This window comes from Pseudarthrobacter sp. 01T43 (genome assembly GCF_056398665.1).
Genome location: NZ_JBFTPV010000001.1, coordinates 139,612 through 155,923 on the forward strand (window position 1 = coordinate 139,612; position 16,312 = coordinate 155,923).

At 66.6% G+C, this 16,312-nt stretch carries 17 protein-coding genes; 14 read left to right on the forward strand and 3 right to left on the reverse strand.

Annotated features, from left to right (window positions below; all coding sequences use genetic code 11):
• Positions 1–73 precede the first annotated feature (73 nt).
• Positions 74–1,291: a glycoside hydrolase family 76 protein gene (locus AC1DIM_RS00640; protein WP_477708568.1), complete on the forward strand. Its 1,218-nt coding sequence runs from the start codon at positions 74–76 to the stop codon at positions 1,289–1,291.
• Here the strand turns inward: AC1DIM_RS00640 and AC1DIM_RS00645 are convergent.
• Positions 1,263–2,012: an ABC transporter permease gene (locus AC1DIM_RS00645; RefSeq protein ID WP_477708569.1), complete on the reverse strand. Its 750-nt coding sequence runs from the start codon at positions 2,010–2,012 to the stop codon at positions 1,263–1,265. The two genes, AC1DIM_RS00640 and AC1DIM_RS00645, sit on opposite strands and share 29 nt — an antisense overlap.
• 266 nt (positions 2,013–2,278) lie before the next feature.
• On the opposite strand from AC1DIM_RS00645, the gene AC1DIM_RS00650 reads away from it, so the two are divergent.
• From AC1DIM_RS00650 to AC1DIM_RS00660, 3 genes are read left to right on the forward strand one after another with little or no spacing between them, the layout of a single operon-like run.
• A complete protein-coding gene (locus AC1DIM_RS00650) occupies positions 2,279–3,337 on the forward strand; it encodes an iron ABC transporter substrate-binding protein (protein ID WP_477708570.1) in 1,059 nt (352 codons plus the stop codon).
• 4 nt (positions 3,338–3,341) lie between these two features.
• The gene (locus AC1DIM_RS00655) at positions 3,342–4,934 is read left to right on the forward strand and encodes an ABC transporter permease (protein ID WP_477708571.1); all 1,593 of its coding nucleotides are present in this window, start codon (positions 3,342–3,344) and stop codon (positions 4,932–4,934) included.
• Positions 4,931–6,088: an ABC transporter ATP-binding protein gene (locus AC1DIM_RS00660; protein ID WP_477708572.1), complete on the forward strand. Its 1,158-nt coding sequence runs from the start codon at positions 4,931–4,933 to the stop codon at positions 6,086–6,088. Before AC1DIM_RS00655 ends, AC1DIM_RS00660 begins: the two co-directional genes overlap by 4 nt.
• Before the next feature lie 57 nt (positions 6,089–6,145).
• Here AC1DIM_RS00660 and AC1DIM_RS00665 read toward each other — a convergent pair whose 3' ends face one another.
• On the reverse strand, positions 6,146–6,751 hold the full coding sequence (locus tag AC1DIM_RS00665) for a YdeI/OmpD-associated family protein (protein ID WP_477708573.1): 606 nt from the start codon (positions 6,749–6,751) through the stop codon (positions 6,146–6,148).
• 82 nt (positions 6,752–6,833) lie between these two features.
• Between AC1DIM_RS00665 and AC1DIM_RS00670 the strand changes: the two genes are divergently transcribed.
• The 6 genes from AC1DIM_RS00670 to AC1DIM_RS00695 all read left to right on the forward strand — a co-directional run bounded on the left by AC1DIM_RS00670 (position 6,834) and on the right by AC1DIM_RS00695 (position 12,366).
• Positions 6,834–7,610, forward strand: a complete 777-nt coding sequence (locus tag AC1DIM_RS00670) for a VOC family protein (protein ID WP_477708574.1) — start codon at positions 6,834–6,836, stop codon at positions 7,608–7,610.
• Between the two features lie 82 nt (positions 7,611–7,692).
• Entirely contained in the window at positions 7,693–8,232 is a 540-nt protein-coding gene (locus tag AC1DIM_RS00675) for an NUDIX hydrolase family protein (protein WP_164202427.1), read from the forward strand.
• Between the two features lie 86 nt (positions 8,233–8,318).
• Positions 8,319–9,422: a DUF6707 family protein gene (locus AC1DIM_RS00680; protein ID WP_477708575.1), complete on the forward strand. Its 1,104-nt coding sequence runs from the start codon at positions 8,319–8,321 to the stop codon at positions 9,420–9,422.
• Between the two features lie 47 nt (positions 9,423–9,469).
• Positions 9,470–10,195 carry an SRPBCC family protein gene (locus tag AC1DIM_RS00685; protein WP_477708576.1) on the forward strand — a complete coding sequence of 242 codons (726 nt, stop codon included), beginning with the start codon at positions 9,470–9,472 and terminating at the stop codon, positions 10,193–10,195.
• 33 nt (positions 10,196–10,228) lie between these two features.
• A complete protein-coding gene (tgt, locus tag AC1DIM_RS00690; RefSeq protein WP_477708577.1) occupies positions 10,229–11,581 on the forward strand; it encodes a tRNA guanosine(34) transglycosylase Tgt in 1,353 nt (450 codons plus the stop codon).
• A 35-nt stretch (positions 11,582–11,616) separates the two neighbouring features.
• Positions 11,617–12,366: a dienelactone hydrolase family protein gene (locus AC1DIM_RS00695; RefSeq protein ID WP_477708578.1), complete on the forward strand. Its 750-nt coding sequence runs from the start codon at positions 11,617–11,619 to the stop codon at positions 12,364–12,366.
• Between the two features lie 94 nt (positions 12,367–12,460).
• Here the strand turns inward: AC1DIM_RS00695 and AC1DIM_RS00700 are convergent, their stop codons facing one another.
• Positions 12,461–13,219, reverse strand: a complete 759-nt coding sequence (locus AC1DIM_RS00700) for a queuosine precursor transporter (protein ID WP_477708579.1) — start codon at positions 13,217–13,219, stop codon at positions 12,461–12,463.
• A 176-nt stretch (positions 13,220–13,395) separates the two neighbouring features.
• Here AC1DIM_RS00700 and AC1DIM_RS00705 point away from each other — a divergent pair, with 176 nt between their 5' ends.
• The 4 genes from AC1DIM_RS00705 to AC1DIM_RS00720 are packed head-to-tail and all read left to right on the forward strand — an operon-like array spanning position 13,396 to position 16,275.
• Entirely contained in the window at positions 13,396–14,052 is a 657-nt protein-coding gene (locus tag AC1DIM_RS00705) for a TetR/AcrR family transcriptional regulator (RefSeq protein ID WP_477708580.1), read from the forward strand.
• Between the two features lie 17 nt (positions 14,053–14,069).
• Positions 14,070–14,987, forward strand: a complete 918-nt coding sequence (locus AC1DIM_RS00710) for a TIGR01777 family oxidoreductase (protein ID WP_477708581.1) — start codon at positions 14,070–14,072, stop codon at positions 14,985–14,987.
• The gene (locus AC1DIM_RS00715; RefSeq protein ID WP_477708582.1) at positions 14,984–15,406 is read left to right on the forward strand and encodes a hypothetical protein; all 423 of its coding nucleotides are present in this window, start codon (positions 14,984–14,986) and stop codon (positions 15,404–15,406) included. The genes AC1DIM_RS00710 and AC1DIM_RS00715 overlap by 4 nt, the downstream gene beginning before the upstream one ends.
• Positions 15,403–16,275, forward strand: coding sequence for a hydroxymethylpyrimidine/phosphomethylpyrimidine kinase (locus AC1DIM_RS00720; protein WP_477708583.1), 873 nt, complete (start codon positions 15,403–15,405; stop codon positions 16,273–16,275). The genes AC1DIM_RS00715 and AC1DIM_RS00720 overlap by 4 nt, the downstream gene beginning before the upstream one ends.
• Positions 16,276–16,312: the final 37 nt, after the last annotated feature.

A 16,312-nucleotide genomic window follows, 5' to 3' on the forward strand; every position in this document is an offset into this window, starting at 1 on the left:
ACCCCTTCCCGGGCTTGCCGCACTCTCGCACGGGCCCAGGGAGGCCGCCGTGAACGCCCGCTAGGGTGTACGCATGACTTCGCCGGACACCAGCCCAGCACCCGACGGCCGGGCACCCACCGTCTGGCAGGCCCGCGCGAACGAGGCGGCCCGCTCGGTGACATCGCACTTTGGCCAGCGGCTGCTGTTCCTGCCGGGAACCCACCTCGGGGCGGTCCGCTGGCCGTCAAACCGGCTTCAGAACCTGTTCGGTCCCTGGCACTACTGGTGGCAGGCGCACTACCTGGACTGCCTGGTGGACGCCGGGCGCCGCGAACTTGGCAACGGAGCCACGCCGGCGGCCAGGTTCAACGGCCCCGCCAACCCCAGCGCCGGCAAGCTTGCGTCCAGGCTGGTCACGGGCATCCGGCTCCGCAACGCCAACACGATCGTCAACAGCTATTACGACGACATGGCCTGGCTGGCACTGGCCACCCTCCGCCTGCAGAACCTGGCCGAGGAGACGCAGAAACCGGGCAGCCGGCGCAATGCCCGCGTCCGCAAAACGCTGACCCTGCAGTTCGATGCCGCCTCCACGAATGACCTGGGCGGCGGGACCTTCTGGAGTAAGAAGCGGGACTTCAAAAACACGCCGGCCACTGCACCGGTGGCGCTCTACTACGCCCGGACCGGACAGCAGGCCAAGGCGCAGCGGTTGGTGGACTGGCTCAACACCGTTCTGTTTGATCAGGCGCAAGGCCTCTACGTTGACGGGGCACGCCTCAACGCTGTCGGCGAAATTAGCGTGGAGAACACCATTTACACATACAACCAAGGCCCGGTCCTGGGCGCCCTGCTGGAGCTTGGCGGCGAGGCCAACCTCAGTCGGGCTGCCGCCGTCATCCGGGCAGTCGACTCGCACCTGACCGTCCCGGCCCCTGCAGGGGTCCCCGGAAGCCCCCCGGACACCCGCACCAGCATCCTCCGGTGCGACGGAACGGGCGACGGCGGACTCTTCACCGGGATTCTCTGCCGCTACCTGGCGCTCGCCGCCCTCGATGCCAGGCTCCCGGAGGGCGCCCGCACCACAGCTGCCGAACTTGTTAACGCGACCGCTGAGGCGTTCTGGGCGGGCCGGCGCACTCAAGGCGGGCCGCTCTTCTCCATCCACGCAGCGCAGCCGGCAGACGCCACCTACCCGGCGGGCACCGGCGTCGAACTTTCCACCCAGCTGCAGGCCTGGATGGTGCTGGAAGCCGCCGCCAGCCTTAATCGGCCTGCAGTTACCGGGGCAGGGCCGGCTGCACCCTGACTGGCGCGAGCTGGGCGACCACCAGGACGGCAGTGACGGCGCCGGCGGCCATGATCGCCGCGAGCACCACGATCTGGAAGCGGCCGGCTTCCAGGGGCGAAATCCCACCGAAGATGGCACCCACAAAGGCCCCTGGGAGGGTGACCAGGCCGGTGGTCTTGGTCTGGTCAGTGGCCGGAATCAAGGCTCCGTGCACTGAACGGCGGGCGAGGTCCAGGGTTGACCGCCGCGGCGTCGCGCCCAGCGCCAGCCAGCCCTCCACCTCATCCCAATGATCATGGACCGTCTCCGCGAACCGCCGGCCGGCCAGGACCGCTACCGTCATCGCGTTCCCGATCACTATTCCCCCAATGGCCAGGGCATAGCGGGGACTGAAGTCGATGGCGCCGGTACCGAAAATGATCAGCAGCGTGGCCGTGATGCCGGCTGCCATGGAGCCGCCCACCAGGCCGAGGCGGGCCCAGCTCCAGCCCAGCCGCCGGGTGGCGCTGACCGTCGCCACCGTGAACATCACCAGCAGCCCAACGGCAACCCACCACGGATTCGTAATGACGCCGCTGAGGACAAAACTGACGGCGGCCAGCTGGACCGCACCCCTGAGGATCGCGAGCGCAGGAGAAAAAGCGGACGGCACACGGAAGGCCAGCAAGACGGCAACTGCCAGGACCATCAGCAGGCCTATGCCCGCAAGCGTGGGCAGGAAATACGCAAGCTCAGGCATGAAGCCAGCATAGCCAGCGGGGCCGCCCGTCATGTTTCGCCGATTAGGCCACACGAAGTTTGCATAATTCGGGACGCTAAGGAATCTTCACCTGAAGCAATTAGGTCATGCAATAGTGTCGTAATGCATGTGATCCTGATCACTTAAGGCCTGCAGCGCTTGGAATCTTAGGTTTGGCTAACCTACAGTTTCTCGAGTGAGCCACCGATCTCCCGGCTCGCCAGGACCCCAGGTCCACAGACTTTTTCCCCAGAAAGTAGCCCTCAATGAAGATCCGCAAAAGCGCCCTGGCAGGCATCGCGATCGCCGCCACCGCAGCCCTCGGACTGACCGCCTGCGGCGGGTCCACCACCCCGGCCGCCACCGGCTCCGCGTCCGGTTCTGCCGGCTCCGCCTCCGGCGAAATCACCGTCTACAACGCCCAGCATGAAAGCCTGACCCAGGAATGGGTCGACGCCTTCACGGCTGAGACCGGCGTCAAGGTGACCATGCGCCAGGGTTCGGACACCGAGCTGTCCAACCAGATCGTCCAGGAAGGCGCAGCCTCACCGGCGGACGTGTTCCTCACCGAAAATTCCCCCGCAATGGCGCAGGTGGAGAACGCCGGCCTGTTCGCCGACGTGGACAAAGCCACCCTCGAGCAGGTTCCGGCCGAGTTCCGCCCGTCCACCGGCAAGTGGACCGGCATCGCCGCCCGCTCCACAGTCCTGGTCTACGACAAGACCAAGATCAGCGAAGACCAGCTGCCGAAGTCCATGCTGGACCTGGCCAAGCCGGAGTGGAAGGGCAAGTGGGCCGCTTCACCGTCCGGCGCCGACTTCCAGGCCATCGTCGCGGCACTGTTGGAGCTCAAGGGCGAGGCTGCCGCTGACGACTGGCTCAAGGGCATGAAGGACAACTACAAGGCCTACAAGGGCAACAGCACCGCCATGAAGGCAGTCAACGCCGGCGAGGTCGATGCCGCGCTGATCTACCACTACTACTACTACGGCGACCAGGCGAAGACCGGCGAGAACTCCAACAAGGTCACGCCGTACTACTTCAAGAACCAGGATCCGGGCGCGTTCGTCTCCGTCTCAGGCGGCGGTGTGCTGAAGACTTCCAAGAACGCAGCGGCGGCGCAGGCCTTCCTGAAATTCATCACCGGCAAGAAGGGCCAGGAAGTCCTCAAGAACGGCACCTCATTCGAGTACGCCATCGGCTCGGATGTGCCGTCCAACGAAAAACTCGTTCCCATCGCGGACCTGCAGGCACCTACCGTGGACCCCGCCAAGCTCAACTCCGCCAAGGTCACCGAGATGATGACCAAGGCAGGACTCCTGTAATTCTGTGACTTCTGATCTATCGGCTCCCCCTACAGCGGGGAGCACGACGACGGCGGGCCGGGGCAAGCGCCCCCGCCCGCCTCTCGGCGTTTCCACGGTGTCCATCCTGGCCGTACTGATCGCCATGTTCTCCCTGATCCCGCTCGGGTACGTCGTTTACATGACGGCCGCAACCGGGTGGGACACCGCCGTCGAACTCATCTTCCGGCCACGGGTAGGCGAACTGCTGCTCAACACGATCCTGCTGATGCTCATCACTGTCCCGCTCTGCCTCATCCTCGGCGTTGGTGGCGCCTGGCTGGTGGAACGGACGCGGTTGCGTGGCCACAGGATCTGGGCGGTGCTGTTGGCAGCGCCGCTGGCCATTCCGGCGTTTGTGAACAGCTACGCGTGGGTGTCGGCCGTGCCGTCCCTGGAAGGGCTGGGCTCCGGTGTTTTGATCGCCACGCTCTCCTACTTCCCGCTGGTCTACATTCCCGCGGCGGCGACGCTCAGCCGCCTGGATCCTGCCATCGAACAGTCAGCCGCGGCGTTGGGGCTGGGTAACTGGCGGGTTTTCTTCAGGGTGGTGCTTCCGCAGCTGCGGATCGCCATGACCGGCGGTGCGCTGCTCGTGGGCCTGCACCTGCTGGCCGAATACGGCGCCTTCGCGATGATCCGCTTCGACACCTTCACCACGGCAATCATGATCCAGTACCAGTCCACCTTCAACGGTACGGCGGGCAACATGCTGGCCAGCGTGCTGGTGTTCTTCTGCCTGATCCTGCTGGTGGTGGAGGTCCGCGGCCGCGGCAGCGCCCGCTATGCCCGGGTTGGCTCCGGCGCACAGGCAAAGGCCCTGCGCCTGCCCCTGCACGTCTATCAGGGGCCGGCCCAGCTTGCCCTCCTTGCCCTGACGGCACTGGCCTTCGGCTTGCCCCTCTTCCTGGTCATGCGATGGGTCACGGCAGGCGGTCCGGCGATCTGGGCTGCGGACGAGTTCCTCCCCGCGCTGCTTGCCACACTGGGCTACGGCTTGGCCGGCGCCGTGGTGACCACCGTGGTGGCCTTTCCGATGGCCTTCCTGGCGGTGCGGCACCCCAGTTGGTTCAGCAAGTCCTTGGAACTCTCCAACTACGTCACCAGTTCCCTGCCGGGGATTGTGGTGGGCCTGGCGTTTGTTACGGTCAGCATCCGGGTGGTCCCCGGCATCTACCAGAGCACCGGGGTGCTGCTGGCCGCCTACGTCCTGCTGTTCCTGCCGCGTGCGCTGGTGAACCTGCGCGCGGGTTTGGCCCAGGCTCCGAAGGAACTCGATGAAGCCGCGCAGGCCCTGGGCAAACCCCCGCTTCAGTCCTTTATCCGGGTGACGCTGCGGCTCACTGCCCCTGCCGCGGCCGGCGGTGCTGCCCTGGTGTTCCTGGCCATCGCCAACGAGCTGACCGCCACGCTCCTGCTCTCGCCCAACGGGACCAGGACCCTGGCCACCGAGTTCTGGAGCAAGAGCAGCGAAATCGACTACGCAGGCGCGGCACCCTACGCCCTGCTGATGATCCTGCTCTCCGCACCCATGACCTATCTCCTTTTCCAGCAGTCCAAGAAAGTGGCCGGACAGTGACCGAACAATCCCCCTCCCGCCTCCCGGAACCGCGGATCGCGCCGTCCGTGGAGCCTTCCACCAACAGCCACCTTCAGATTACGGATGTCACCAAGAACTTCGGTTCCCAGGCTGTGCTGAAGGGCGTCAACCTGTCCGTGGCCAAGGGCGGCACCACAGCTATTGTGGGCCCGTCCGGCTCCGGCAAGACAACGCTGCTGCGGCTCATCGCGGGTTTTGAACACCCCGCCACGGGCAGCATCTCGCTGAACGGCGTCAAGGTGGCGGGCGACCGCGTCTGGCTCCCGGCCCATAAGCGCCACGTAGGGTACGTTGCCCAGGACGGCGCCCTTTTCCCTCACCTCACGGTGGGCCAGAACGTGGCCTTCGGCCTGGACCCGGCCAAGCTGGCCGGTGGCCGCCGGGCGGTGGCCGGCCGGATCAATGAACTGCTGCAGATGGTGTCCCTGGATCCCGCCATGGCCAAACGGCGCCCGCACCAGCTGTCCGGCGGCCAGCAGCAGCGTGTTGCGCTGGCCCGGGCCCTGGCCCGTGAACCCGAACTGATGCTGCTGGACGAGCCGTTCTCCGCCTTGGACGCAGGCCTCCGGGTCGCGACCCGGCGGGCAGTGGCCAAAGTGCTCAGCGAAGCCGGAGTCACCACCATCCTGGTCACCCACGACCAGGCAGAAGCGCTGTCCTTCGCGGACCAGGTGGCCGTGATGCGCGGCGGCAAACTGGCCCAGATCGGCAACCCGTTCGTGGTGTACACCCGCCCCGCCGACCGGGCCACGGCCGAATTCCTGGGCGACGCCGTCATCCTCGACGCGTGGATGGAAGGGTCGCTGGCCACCTGCTCCCTGGGCGGAATCCCGGTCCGCCGGCCGCCGTCCCAGGGACGTGTGCAGCTGATGCTGCGGCCCGAGCAGATCCGCATCGCCGAGGACGGCCCCATCCGCGGCGTGGTGGTGGACACCGACTACTTCGGCCCCGAAACCACCGTGCGGCTCAAACTCTCGGTTCCCCCCGAACTGGCTGATGGCAAGGACCACCGCTACCCCGGCGGGGGCGAGGTCATCACCATCCGGCACTGGAACGCCTCCATCGCCCGGCCGGGCATGGAGCTCTGCCTGCGCGTGGTGGGCGAAGCAGTCGCGTTTCCGATGGATGACTGACCCAACTAGGTCGCAGTAGATGTCGTTATGAGCCCTCAATACGACATCAACTGCGACCTACTTGGGCGGGGCGGCGGGTTTTCTCTTCTGCGGATAGGGCGCCTCACCGCGGGCCAGCATTTCCACAAAACCGGCAATCTTCCGTTCCCGCGTGGCCACCTGTTTCACCGAATTCGTCCGGTAGATCAGGGCATACCGGTTCACCGCTGTAAGGACGTCGAACATGGCCTGGGCATCGGGGACGGCGGCGATCGCGGCGGCCAGGTCGGGCGGAACTTCCGCCGCTGCCTGGCCTGAATAGGCCACCTCCCAGCGGCCGTCAGACTTGGCGCTTTCGACGGCGGCGCGCCCGGCGTCGGTCATCCGGCCAGCGGCTTCCAGCCGGGCAACATGCCCCACATTCCGGGCCGACCAAACGCTCTTGGGACCGCGGCGGGTCATGCGCTGGCTGTAGCTCCCGGCGTCGCGCTTGATGACCTGGCCATCAATCCACCCGAAGCAGAGCGCCTCATCGACCGCCGCGTCGTAGTCCAGTTCGGTGGTATTTCCGCCCTTCTTGTGGAGGACCAGCCACACGCCGGGGCTTGCCTTGTGGTTGGCTTCCAGCCATGCCCGCCACGCGGCCGCATCTCTAACCAGCAGTTCCTCAAGTTCAATGGCCATGGCCCTATTCTGCACGGTGCCAGCGGTTTCAAGAGGTGGCATGATGGCGGTAACTTCGCTGTCCCGGATTCGAGGAGTCACCATGCTGCGTGTCAGGCCCGTCCACTTCACCTCCCGCCCGGAAAAATGGGAAGAGCTCCTTGCCGCCCTGGGCCTGGCCAAGACCGTTGACCACGGCCCGTGGCGGGAGTTCGACGCCGGTTCGGGCCGGCTTGCCCTCCACGCCACCGAGCCCGGCTCCCCCGACGACGGCACCACGGCCCTGGGCGTTGAGGTGGGCGACCTGGCCGAGTTTGCCCGGCGCACCGGCCTGGCTGCGGAGGAGTCAGGGAAGACCACCGCGGAACTCATCACTGCGGACCACGGCGAGTCGTGCCGCATCACCGGCGCTGACGGATTCACCTTTCTGGCGGACAAAGCCGCCCACGGCGCCAACTGCGCTGACGCAGACCCTGCCCTGACCGTCGTCGGCGTCTGGTTCACCGCAGATCCGGGCGCGGCCGCCATGACCCTGCAGGACATTGGAGCCCGGTTCCGTCCGGTCCCGGACGCCGACGAAACCGCTGACTTTACCGCGAAGAACGGCGGCGTGCTGATGGTGCGCCCGGCGTCGGGCGGCCCGCGCTCGGGCCTGGGGTTTGAGTACGACGGCGATCTGGGCCCCCTGCGTGCCCGGCTCTCGGCGGCCGGCCTTGAGGTCACCGAAACGGAGGAGGCATTCGGCCGGACCCTGCACGTGGCCAACCCGGACGCCCCCAACCCGGACGCAGCCGGCGCAGCAACCACCGCCCCGGGCCCCAATTCCACCCAGCATGTCCCGCCCACCCTCTGGATCTCGCATCGGTCCACTGAGGGGTGACGTCCCGGCGCTCAGGGCGCCGCTTTACGCTGAGAGCTCACCCCTCGCCGACCGGCACGTGTCGATGGGGTAGAACTTAACCATGAATGTTCGCACTCCTGACCCCAATCCCGGCTGGCTATCTGAGGAAGACCTCTTCGAAGCCCGCGGGAGGCTTCCCATGATCTACGTGGAGGCCGTTCCGGTCAGGCTGGATCCTCTGGGGTTCGTGAACGAGGTGGGCACGCTGCTGCAGGCGGATGAAGACGGCAACATGATCCGGTCGCTGGTGTCCGGCCGGGTGATCTATCGGGAGACCATCCGCGGCGCGCTCCTGCGCCACATGGAGAAGGATCTGGGCCCGCTCGCGTTTCCGCAGCTCCCTATCAGCCCGGTGCCGTTCACTGTGGCCGAATACTTCCCGGCTCCGTCCCACACCGGCTTCACCGACGACCGCCAACACGCCGTGTCCCTGGCCTACGTCATCCCCGTCACGGGCGAGTGTGAGCCCCGCCAGGACGCCCTGGAACTGACCTGGATGACCCCCGAAGAAGTGCTGAGCCCCGGCGTGCAGCTCGAATTCAGCGGCGGCCGCGGCGCCCTGGTCCGGCAGGCGCTGGCCTTTGCCGGAGTGGGTTTCTGACGCCCGCGGGATCCCCGGCGTCCCGGACTTGGCGCGCCCTCCTTTGTAGACTGTAGGGCGGACCGCAAGAGAATTTAAGGACCCCCATGACCGAAACCCCAGCCGCACGGCAATACAGCGAACAGCAGGCTGGATCTCTGACTTCCGGYGATCAGCTCCTTCTGCCCGATGGCGGGCGCACCGCCGAAATCCAGCGGGTCGAGCTTGAATCCGACGATTTCGGCACACCGGCAGTGGTCCTGGCAAACCTCACCGGCGGCGGCACCATCCGCATCGCGGCCGGCTCCACGGTAAGAATTTTGGACACCTCTGTCAGCGACGTCGCCCGTCAGTCAGCGCCGGACGGCGTCACCTTGCTTCCGGCGGCAGCGCAGGGCCTTGAAGGGGAAAGAACTGCAGGGCAGGCGCCCGAAGGCGCATCGAACGACGTGGACACCCTCGATACACAAACGCGCGGCGACGAACAGCCCGGAAAGCAGCCCCCAACGGCCGGGGGCGCAGCGCCGGCAGCTCCCGCCGTCGTCGTACCTCCCCAGCCTGCCATCCCGCCCGCGGTGAGTGGCCCCTCCGCGGAAGAGCTCGCGCGGATTCCGGAGCCGCAGGGCACGCCCGAAGCTGTGGTGGAGGCCGCCGCCGAAGCCCACCCGGACGCCGTGGGTGTGCTGCTGCTGGCGGACAAACTGGCTAAAGGCATCAATTTCAAGTCAGGCAGCTGCCTGAAGGACCTCAGCGACCTCGCCCATGAACTGTTCGTCACGCTGAAGGACCCTGAGGGCGCGCTGGCGGTAGCGGACCTGCTCAACGTCCTGCCGTTTGACGGCAACCCGGGCCGGTGGGCCTCGGTGGAGGCGTCCCTGGCATTGTCCAGTTACATCTGCCGCCAGGACCGGCAGGAAGACCGTGCCGAGGTCTACGAAAAGCTGCTGCGCACGCCGGAGACCCAGGAAACGGACCCCTTCAAGGCGCGCATGAACGCCAAAGTGCGCCAGCGGTCCCTCAACGAACCCAACCTGTACGACAAAGAGATTTTCCGCTCGATCGATAACTCCAACCACGAGGCCGAGCGGGAGTGGCGGCTGCTGCGCCTGGAGTCGCTGCTTTTCCTGCGGGCGCACGGCGGGTCCGAAACGATTGGCCTCGGCGAGCTGCAGCGCCGCATCAGCAACGAACTCGAGGCCGTCCGCGCCTGAGCAAAGTGCCCCTACCCGGGGCTGCGCCGGCGCTGTAGATTCGGGCTATGACGAACAATCTGAGCGTGGTCATTAATGCTGATGCGCCGCAGGTCTGGACCATGCTGCGCGAACCCGCCAAGGTGGCCCAGTGGCACGGCTGGGAGGCTGACGAGCTGGAGGCCGAAATCAACCAGATCTACTTTGGCAAGGGCGTCACCGAAGCCCCGGACCATACGAGCCTGACCACCAACGGCGGCGACGTCTTTGACCTGAAACCGGTGTCCGGAGGTACCCAGGTCAGCATCACCCGCGCGGCCCTGGACCACAATTCCGAGTGGGCCGCGTGGGACGAAGACATCACCCAGGGGTGGCTGACCTTCCTCCAGCAACTCCGGTTCGCACTGGAACACCACCCGCACGGCACCCGGCACACCCTGTTCTTCGAATTGCCGGGCGGTCCGGGTTCCGCCATCGAAAAGCTGGGGTTGTCTGATGTTCCCAAACCGGGGGAACCGTACCAGCTGACCTTGGCCACCGGCGAGGAGATTTCCGGCAAGGTCTGGTACCGCAGCAACCATCAGGTGGGGCTCACCGTCCACGGCTATGCCGAGCACGGGGACGGGCTCCTGATCGTTGCGGACCAGCCTGTGATCGAGGAGATCAGGCCCGACGGCGGCGCCATAGTGATTGCCTCGACGTATGACCTGGGTGCCCACAAACTGGAGTCCATCCAGACGTCCTGGGACGGCTGGCGGACTGAGAACTACCCCACACAGAAGGCGGCCCGCTGATGGTTCGGCGTTGTTTGCTGGCACACTGGAACCGTGCCAGCCAACCCCGCCTCCGCCCTGCCCGCTGACTCCAAGCCCGTTGACTCCGTTGCCGCCACCGCTGGCACGGCCCTTTGGGGTCAGTCCGCCGCAACGCAGTCCCGGTTCTCCTTCACCGTAGGGAGCCGTCTGGCCGACAGCTGTTCGCCGTCGGCCGCCCAGCACGCTGAGAACGGCGGCGAGTTCCTGGGCCGCACCGGGACCATCACCACCCCGCACGGCGAGATCCGCACCCCGGCCTTCATCGCCGTCGGGACCAAAGCCACCGTCAAATCGGTGCTGCCGGAGTCCATGGCGGAGCTTGGGGCGCAGGCGCTGCTGGCCAACGCCTACCACCTGTACCTCCAGCCGGGCGCGGACATCCTGGACGAAGCCGGCGGACTGGGCGCGTTTATGAACTGGTCCGGGCCCACGTTCACGGACTCCGGCGGGTTCCAAGTGATGAGCCTGGGGTCCGGGTTCAAAAAGGTCATCGACATGAAATCGGTGGACCAGTCCGGCCCCGACGACGCCGTCGCCCCCGGGAAGGAACGCCTGGCCCACATCGACGACGACGGCGTCTGGTTCAAATCGCATCTGAACGGCGACCGGCACCGGTTCTCCCCCGAGATCTCCATGCAGGTGCAGCATCAGATCGGCGCGGACATCATGTTCGCCTTCGACGAGCTGACCACCCTGCAGAACTCCCGCGGCTACCAGGAGGAATCACTGGAGCGCACCCGATTGTGGGCACTCCGGTGCCTGGACGAGCATTTCCGGCTGACGGAGGAGCGGGCAGGGAAGCCCTATCAGGCCTTGTTCGGCGTCATCCAGGGCGCCCAATATGAGGACCTCCGCCGGAAGGCCTGCCGGGACCTTGGCGCCATGGACTTCGACGGCTACGGCATCGGCGGGGCGCTGGAAAAGGAGAACCTGGGCACGATTGTTCGCTGGTGCAACGAGGAGCTGCCGGAGGACAAGCCACGGCACCTGCTGGGCATCTCGGAGCCGGACGACATCTTCACGGCGATCGAGAACGGCGCCGACACCTTCGACTGCGTCTCCCCCACCCGGGTGGCCCGGAACTCCGCGTTCTACACCCCGACCGGCCGGTACAACCTCTCCGGTGCTAAGTACAAGCGCGACTTCGGGCCGCTGCAGGACGGCTGCGACTGCTACGCCTGCGCCAACTACTCGCGCGCCTACATCCACCACCTGTTCAAGGCCAAGGAGATGGTCTCGGCCACGCTGATCTCCATCCATAACGAACGCTTTGTGGTGAAGATGGTGGACGATGCCCGGCTGGCCATCGAGGCGGGCAACTTCTTTGAGTTCAAAGCCGAGACCCTGGCGCAGTACTACTCCTGAGCACGGATCACAGTTGCCTCGGCTATCCTGACCAAATGCTCATTGAGATCCCGGCCGCAGCAGGCCCCGCCGAAGCCCTTGTTGTCCGCCCCTCCACCGGGGCCGGTCCGTTCCCGGGCGTCATCCTGTACATGGACGCCTTCGGTCTGCGTCCGCGCATCGAGGAAATGGCGCAGCGCATCGCCGACTGGGGCTACGTGGTCCTGGCGCCGAACGTTTTCTACCGGGACGGGACCGCCGCGGAACTCGCGACGGACACGGACATGACCACTCCCGAGGGCCGCGCCACCGCCGGCAAGGCAGCGTTCCCGCGGGTTGGGCACCTGACAGCCGACAAGGCGCTGCCGGACATTGATGCGTGGGTCGCCGCGCTGGCAGCGCTCGACGGCGTTGCGCGGGGTCCGATCGGAACGTTCGGCTACTGCATGGGCGCCCGGCTCGCGGTGCGGACCGCCACCGCCCACCCCGAGGTCGTCGTCGCGTGCGGCGGCTTCCACGGCGGCGGCCTTGCCGCTGACACCCCGGACAGCCCGCATCTGGAACTCGGTAAGGCACGGGCGCGGTTTGTCTTCGGCCACGCTGACCACGACCAGAGCATGGATGCCGACGCCGTCGCGCGTCTCGGCGAGGCGCTCGACGCCGCGGGGCTCGAGGCTTCCAACCAGATCTATGCCGGCGCACCGCACGGCTACACGATGGCGGACACGTCCATGTTCCATGCCGAGGCCACCGAACGGCACTTCACCGAGCTCCGCGCCCTCCTCGACGGGACGCTGAAGGGCTGACCCAGACCATCCATTGCTCCGTAACCGCCCTTTTGAAGGCTCAAAACGGCGGTTACGGAACAATGGATGCAGTAATGACGACGCCGGGCGGCAGCTACGCGGCGCCCGTCACCGCGGCGTCCGTCACCGTAGCGCTCGGGACGCCGTAGCTCGGTTCGCGCTTCTTGATCCAGCCGATCACCAGGGACGTCACGGGGACGAACAGGAACTCCACGAGGGTCTTGTAGACAAAGCCCACCACCACGTAGTTCACGAACATGCCGAAGTCCATGATGCCGACGACGGAGGCGGCGATGCTGCAGAAGATCAGGGTGTCCACGAACTCGCCAGCGCCGGACGAGCCCATTAGCCGCGCCCACAGGGACTTCTCCCCGGAGCGGGCCTTCATCTTCACCAAGATCCAGGAGTTGATGGTCTGCCCGGCCAGGAACGCCAGCAGCGAGGCCAGCACAATCTGCGGAACCGGGCCCAGGGCGCCCTCCAGTGCCGCTTGCTTGCTTGCGCCGAACTCGTCGTCGAAGCCGGGCAGCGCGATGATCACCCAGTAGCAGATTGAGGCGAACACCGAGAGGGCGAAGGTGGTGAAAATTGCCTTGCGGGCCACCTTGAAGCCATACACCTCGCTGATCACGTCGCCCAGGATGTAGGCCAGCGGGAAGAGGAAGAAGCCGCCGTCGGTGATGATCGGGCCGATCGCCACGCCCTTGGCCGCACCAATGTTGGACAGGATCAGCACCACGGCCATAAAAGCCAGCATCATGCCGAAGTACGGCGAGCCGATGGAGGCGTATTTCGCGGGGGTGCGAGTCGGCGCGGCGATGGGTAAGGCCTCGGGGCCTGAGGGGGAAGGCATGGGGGTGTCCGTTCAGAGTGGTTCGCTCGGGTTTCCGCGCTGTCCGAAGATTGCGCGGGGAACCGGCTGTATTAGCACTGTCACGCCATTCTCCCATCCGGAGCAGACCCCGGGGTTTTGAACACGTTCAGTTTCAGATAGACTCATTTCTGAACATGTTCAAAAAGAGGATTTCAGTGGCAGCCAAGAGCGAGCAGACCCGGCAACACCTGGCGGACGTGGCGTTGCGCATGTTCCGCGAGATTGGCTTTGAGAAGACCACCATGCGGGCCATCGCGGCGGAGGCCGGCGTCTCGGTGGGCAACGCGTACTACTACTTCGCCTCCAAGGATGATCTGGTCCAGGAGCTCTACGTCCAGGTGCAGGCCGAGCATGCAGCCAAGGCGGACGAGGCCCTCGAAGGCCTGAAGGACCTGGCCAGCCGGCTGAAAGCCACGCTGCACGCCGGCCTGGACGCCATGGCGCCCTACCACCGCTTCGGTGCCGACTTCTTGGCCACGGCCATCCGGCCCACGTCGCCCGTCAATCCCTTTGCGGGAGAGTCGACGGCGGCCCGCGAAGCCTCGCTGGGCATCTTCCGGACGGCAGTGGACGGCGCCAGTCCGCCGGCGCCAAAAAAGCTGCGCGCGGATCTGCCCGAACTCCTCTGGCTGGGCTACATGGGGATCGCGCTGTTCTGGGTTTACGACACCTCGGAAGGCCAGCGCCGCACCCGGAAACTGGTGGACGGCGCCGTCCCGCTGATCGCCCGGGGACTCTCGCTCGCAAAGATTCCGGGCGTCAACAAGGTACTGGACGATGTCCTCGGCCTGAGCCGCAGCATCCGCAACTGATCATCATGGGGGAACAAATGACCAAGACCAACACCGTGGTCCTCGCCGGAGCCTCGGGCTTCATCGGCACGTACCTCCGGGCGCGCTTCGAGCAGGACGGCTGGACGGTGCGCACCATAGGCCGCCGGGTCGCCGCGGACACAGCGGCCGCCGCAGGCTGGAACGACGACGGCGCCATCGCCCGGGTGCTGGACGGCACCGATCTCCTGGTGAACCTCGCCGGACGGTCGGTCCACTGCCGCTACAACACGCGGAACAAAGCGGAAATCCTCGATTCCCGCGTTGCCACCACCTCGGCACTTGGCCGCGCCCTGGCACGCTGCCAGGCGCCGCCGTCGTCCTGGCTCAACGCCAGCACCGGCACCATCTACAGGAACGCGAAGGACCGGCCCCAAACAGAGTCCGACGGCGAACTCGGCAGCGGTTTTTCCGTGGACGTAGCGCGCGCCTGGGAAGCCGCCCTGGATGCGGCCGACACACCAGGCACACGGAAAATTCCGCTGCGGATCGCCATCGTGCTGGGCCCGGGCGGCGGTGCATTCCGGCCCTTCGCCGTACTGGCCCGGTTCGGCTTGGGCGGGCACATGGGTCGCGGCAGCCAAAAGTTCAGCTGGATCCATGTGGAAGACCTGTACCGCGCCGTCCGCTTCCTGCACGCGCGGACTGATATTTCCGGCCCGGTGAATGTCGCGTCTCCTGATGTGGTGGACAACCGTGAGCTGATGCGCCTGGTCCGGCGGGCCTACGGAGCCAGGCTGGGCATCCCCACGCCTGCGTGGCTGCTTCGTCTGGGCGCAGTCCTGATCCGCACCGAAACCGAACTGGTGCTGAAGAGCCGGTGGGTCCAGCCACAGAAGCTGATCGACGCCGGGTTCATTTTCCGGCAGCCGGAGCTGGGCCGCGCGCTTCTCACGATCGCCAAGGGTAAGTCGTGAAGCGGCCGCTTCGCGTGACGTTCGGCCCCGGCGCCTTCCTCCTCGGCGCAGGAATCACCGTGGCGCTGTTTGGTGTTCCGTTCGGGGCGACCGGTTACGTTTTTGGAATTCCAGCGGCGCTCCTGATCGGCATGCCGCTGGCCCTCGCCACCGGGATCCTGATGCGGCCAGTCCGTGACCAGTGGCTGCATGTTGTGGCCATCGCCGGGGCAGGGCTGGTCACCGGACTAGTCACGCTCCTCGTCCTGACGGGCGGCAGTTGGTACACCATGTGGGGCCTGATCCTGTGGACGGGCGGCTGCGCGGCAGCCGGACGGTTGGCGGTGGTCCGCCTCGTGACCACGCACGACGGCGCGGAATCCTTGAGCGGCGTCATCCCCGGCGGGCTCGCCGCGCCGGATGGCAGGATGGAACCATGACTTTCGCTTCAACTGCCACCCAGTCCCCCGCCGCTGCTCCCGCCGTCGTCCTGACGATCGCGGGCTCCGAAGCCACCGGCGGCGCCGGCGCCCAGGCTGATCTGAAGACGTTCCAGGAACTGGGTGTCTTCGGCATCGCCAACCTCACCTGCATCGTCTCCTTCGACCCGAAGGACAGCTGGAACCACCGGTTCGTGCCGGTGGACCAGCAGGTGATCGCAGACCAGCTGGAGGCCACGACGGCGGCGTACGGTCCGGCGTCGGCAGAGGCTTCGGAACCCGGGCGGCCGGTCCTGGACACCGTAAAGATCGGCATGCTGGGCAGCCCGGCCACCATCGGCACCGTGGCAACCGCCCTGCAAGCGGGCGGGTTCCGCAACGTGGTGCTGGACCCGGTGCTGATCTGCAAAGGCCAGGAACCGGGCCATGCGCTGGATACGGACCAGGCCCTGAAAGCGCAGATCCTGCCGCTTGCCACGTTCGTCACGCCCAACCACTTCGAAGCGGAATCGCTGTCCGGCCTCGCGATCACCGACGTCGAATCCCTGAAAGCGGCGGCCATCCGCATCCATGAGCTCAGCGGCGCCGCCGTGCTCGCCAAGGGCGGTGTGCGGCTGGCTGGCCCGGACGCCCTCGACGTCTACTACGACGGCGAGACCCTCGAAGTCCTCAGCGCTCCCAAGGTGGGCGAGGTGGCCGTATCGGGTGCCGGCTGCTCGCTCGCCGCGGCAGTGACTGCGGAACTGGCCAAGGGCGCCACGCCACTGGAGGCTGCCCGAACCGCCAAGGACTTTGTCACCGCCGGGATCCGGAACAGGGTCGCCTCCGGCGCCCCGTTCGACGCCCTCTGGCAGGGCGGCCCCCGCTAGACTCCTCCCCCGGCCCCCGGACGCTCTCTTTCCTAAG